General features: G+C 59.2%; 2 protein-coding genes and 2 pseudogenes. 2 read left to right on the forward strand and 2 right to left on the reverse strand.

Features of this window, described 5'->3' with window-relative positions; translation table 11 throughout:
* Positions 1 to 292: 292 nt before the first annotated feature.
* Positions 293 to 1,045 (forward strand): annotated as a pseudogene (locus BZ163_RS00360) (DeoR/GlpR family DNA-binding transcription regulator); the annotation flags it as partial.
* Positions 1,046 to 1,350: 305 nt separating this feature from the next.
* Here BZ163_RS00360 and BZ163_RS00365 read toward each other — a convergent pair.
* Positions 1,351 to 2,133, reverse strand: a complete 783-nt coding sequence (locus BZ163_RS00365) for an SDR family NAD(P)-dependent oxidoreductase (RefSeq protein ID WP_128869361.1) — start codon at positions 2,131 to 2,133, stop codon at positions 1,351 to 1,353.
* Positions 2,134 to 2,250: 117 nt separating this feature from the next.
* Positions 2,251 to 3,173: pseudogene (locus tag BZ163_RS00370) on the reverse strand (LysR family transcriptional regulator).
* Between the two features lie 149 nt (positions 3,174 to 3,322).
* Between BZ163_RS00370 and BZ163_RS00375 the strand changes: the two are divergent.
* On the forward strand, positions 3,323 to 4,228 hold the full coding sequence (locus tag BZ163_RS00375; RefSeq protein ID WP_128869362.1) for an NAD-dependent epimerase/dehydratase family protein: 906 nt from the start codon (positions 3,323 to 3,325) through the stop codon (positions 4,226 to 4,228).
* Positions 4,229 to 4,360: the final 132 nt, after the last annotated feature.

Raw genomic sequence — 4,360 nt, forward strand, 5'->3', positions numbered from 1 at the left:
CAGCGAAAGCGGTGTATCCAGTCAATGAAGATGTCGACTGAAGATCGCCTTCGCTGGCAAGCCAGCTCCTACACAGGAATCGCTGCCTTGCATTGCCGACTCAGCTCTTCGCTACCGGACCTGCGCGGCCGATCCCCGTTGGTGGAGAAACACCACGCCCCCCATTATTGTCGCTACTGATCCAGCTACGGATTCGCCACCCTGTTTGACCGCTATCCCTGCCGTCCGCTTTCCTTGCCCTGGAGCCCGAATGCCTAGCCAGTAGGACATCGCCGCCGACAGCGGCTCACCGATGATTCCTGAACAGCGCCGTGAATCAATGCTGCGACAGCTGCGCAAGCATCAGGTGCTGAGCGTTCATCAATTGATGGACATGCTCGACTGTTCGCACATGACCATACTCCGCGATATCGCGTTGCTGGAGCAGGAAGGCCGGGCTTACTCGGTAACGGGTGGGGTACGAATCGCCAGCCAGCTCCACAGTGAACCCCGTCATCAGCTCAAGGCCGTGGTCGAGTTGCCGCAGAAACAAGCCATGGCCAAACTCGCCGCCGGGCTGCTGCATGCCGATATGACGATCTACCTGGATGCGGGGACCAGCACCCTGGAAATCGTCCCCTACATCAAGGCACTGTCCGGCATGACCGTGGTGACCAACGACTTCGGCATCGTCCAGGCACTGATCGAAGCCCCCCACGTCACGGTGATTCATACCGGCGGGCAACTGGATCACTCCAATCAGTCGTGCGTGGGCAGCCTGGCGGTGGCCACCTTGCGTCAAATCGTCACCGACATCGCGTTCATATCGTCCAGCTCATGGGATTTGCGTCGTGGCCTCACCACCCCTTCGGCACTGAAGGTGGAGGTGGAGGTGAAACAAGCCGCGATGCAATCGACCTCGCAAGTGGTGCTGGTGGCCAGCAGTTCGAAATACGGGACCTTCAGCCTGTACCGGATTGCCGGGCTCGAGCAGTTCGATATCATCCTCAGCGACGACGCGTTGACCCCTGCCGCCGCCGATGGCATCCGCAAGCAGGGCCTTGAAGAAGATCTGCTCGCAACCTTGTTCACGCAGCCAGGCCAGCGCGGCGAGGGATTGTTCGACCGCTCCGGCGTGCGGTGGAGGCAGTCATGGGGTGCTCCTCAAACAGAGTCAGGGGTGTCCTACCGGTTGGGGAGATCATCCATCAATGACCAGATCATGTGACGTATTATTTATTTATAACGTATTTTAACACCAGACTCGCAGCCGGTTCCGCCGCGCTGTCCGGCAACGATCAGGCGCAGATCGATGCACTGCTCTGCGTGACCCACGAAAGGAACCGTTCGGGTAACAGCCTGCAGCTCACTTCAAAGTATCGAGCGTATGGTCCCGCCTTCGATGCGCATGGCCATGCCATTGAGCGCCGGTGACGCGGCCAGGTGCAGCACGCTGCGGGCCACTTCTTCGGGCTCGATCATGCGCCGGATCAGTGAGGTCGGTTCGGTATCGTCAAAGTAATCCTGTACCACCTGTTGCGCAGTGATGCCCTTCTCGGTGGCGATTTCCCGGTGATAGCGCCTGACCGCTTCGGTGGAGGTTGGCCCGGGTAAAATCGAGTTGACCCGCACGGCCGTGCCTTTGGTCAGCTCTGCCAGGGCTCGGGAAATCCCCAGCAGGCAGGTTTTCATTGCGCCATAGTGCACCATCCACGGCTGTGGTTTGACCGCGGATTCACTGCTGATAAAGACAATCGACCCTTGGCCGCGGTTGAGCATGTCCTTCATGACCAGCCGGGTCATGCGCACGCCGCTCATGACGTTGACGTTGAAGTAATGAAACCACTGCGCATCGTCCGTTTCGAAGAAATCCCGAACCTCGAAGATGCCGACGTTATTGATCAAAAAATCAATCGGTCCGGACTCGAGGGCCAGGGCCACCAGTTGCTCTGCCGCGCCTTCCCGGGTCAGATCGGCGACCAGCCCTGTGCTGCGATCACCCAGTTCCTCGACTGCCGCGCTCACCTCCTCGGCCAACAGCCCGCTGATGACCACCGTTGCACCTTCGAGGATGAAGCGCTGGGCAATGGCCTTGCCGATGCCCGTCGCGCCGCCGGTAATCAGCGCGGTTTTTCCAGTCAGTTGATAATCCATGAATGCCGCCTTTTCTGTTGTTATGCGGGCAATCATGCCCGAGGCCCGGGCAGATGATTTTCAAGGGTTGCCGAAGACTGATTCAGCAAAAATCCTAAAGCGGATGCTTGACTGCCGTCACGACGAAGTCAGCTGCGGGCCGATCCGCTCCAGCAGAAAGTCGATGAACACCCGCACGCGATGGGGCAGCTGCTGTCCGGGACCGATGAACACCGCGTGAATCGCCTCGGTTTCGCCACTGTTGAATGGCTCCAGCAGCGGCACCAGGCGGCCCGCTTCGATATCGGCCTTGATATGGAAGTTCGCCAGGCGGGCAATCCCCAACCCGGCCAGCGCCGATTGCCGCATGCTCTCGCCATCGCTGAGCAAGACATTGCCTTTGGGTTCGATCTCGATACGTTGGCCTTCGGCGCCACGAAAGACCCAGGCCTGGGAATGGCGGTGGAAGCCAAAGCCGAGCCGGTTATGCCGCGGCAGCTCGTCCAGGGTTTTCGGCTGACCGAATCGTTTGATATAGCCCGGCGATGCCACCGTGATCATGCGGCTCTCGCCCAGTCGCCGCTGAATCAGGTTCGACTCCTTCATCGGGCCGGTACGGATCGCCACATCCGCGCGTCGCTCCAGCAGATCGACCACGGTATCGGTCAGCTCCACGTTCAGGGTGATGTCCGGGAAGGCCGCCAGAAAGTCAGGCAGCAGCGGTAACAGGCAATGCAGGCCAAACGGCAGGTTGGCATTGACCTGAATCAGCCCGCTGGGCTTGCTCACGTTGGCGATATCACGTTCGGCCGAGTCGATCAGCTCAAGAATTCGCAAGCATTCATTGTTGAAACGCTCGCCTTCGCCGTCAGCTCCAGGCGTCGGGTAGAGCGATGCAGCAGGCGTGCGCCCAATCGAGTCTCCATGCGGGCAATCAGCTTGCTGACGGCCGAAGGCGACATGTCCAGGCGCCTGGCGGCTTCGGAGAAGGTTCCCGCATTGACGACCCGGGTGAAGACCTCCATCTCGCCGGAACGGTTGATGTCTTTGATGTTTAGCATGAACTGGATTCACAGATACTTGTAGTTACAGCAGTCTAGATCATAAACGGAGCTGATCGTATCGTAAACGGATTCCTTGACCAGGAATCGCTGCGCCTTTGATCCAAGTAAAGGCCAGACATCACTCAAGCTTAAAGGGAGACAACACATTGAAAATTTTCGTTACCGGCGTGACCGGTTACATCGGCGGCTCCGTGGCCAAATACCTGGTAGATGCGGGGCATGAAGTCAGCGGGCTGGTGCGTAACCCGCAACAGCGCAGTGCCTTGCAGGCATTGGGCATCACCCCTGTACTGGGCACCCTGGACGATGCGTTCATTCTCAGTGAACAGGCTCGTGCTGCCGACGCGGTCGTCAACGCGGCCAACTCGGACCATCGGGCTTCTGTAGAAACCTTTATCGAGGCCTTGAGCGGTAGCGGCAAAGTGCTGCTGCACACCTCCGGTTCAAGCGTGGTCGGGGACGATGCGCGCGGTGCTTATGAGCGTGCCGATATCTTCACCGACGAGACGCCGTTCACGCCGATGGACATCCGCAAGGACCGGGTAGAGATCAATCAGCTCGTGCGCCGCGCAGGCGTTGAACGGGGTATTCGCAGCATCGTGTTCTGCCCGACCATGATTTACGGTGAAACATTGGGCGTGCCGGCCAAAAGCGATCAACTGCCCAAGCTGTTCGCTCAGTCGCGTCAATACGGCGCTGGGGCTTACATGGGGGCCGGGGTGCATCGTTGGTCCAATGTGCATATCGAGGACCTGGCGGAGTTGTATCGCCTGGCCATTGAAAAGGCGCCATCGGCATCGCTGTTCTTCGCTGAAAACGGCGAGGCATCGTTCATCGAAATTGCCACTTCCATCAGCAAGGCCCTGGGTTTTGGTGGTGCCATCCAGAGTTGGCCGGCTGAAGAAGCGATCGCCGAGCTGGGGGATTGGGCGCGTTTTGCCATTGGTTCCAACAGCCGCGTACGTGCGGTCAATGCCCGTGTGCTACTGGGATGGACGCCAAAGCGCGAGTCGCTTCAGCAGTGGATCGAGACCAGTGGCGTACAGTGGTGATACCCGCTCGCTGCCGTAACGCTGTTTAACAATCTCGGGAATTAACACCGCTCAACGTAGGAGCTGGCTTGCAGCGAAGGCGCCAGGGCCAGTCGACACATGTATCGCCTGGACGGACGCCTTCGCTGGCAA

Origin of the sequence: Pseudomonas sp. VI4.1 (assembly GCF_002029345.1) — a bacterium.
Lineage (GTDB): Bacteria > Pseudomonadota > Gammaproteobacteria > Pseudomonadales > Pseudomonadaceae > Aquipseudomonas.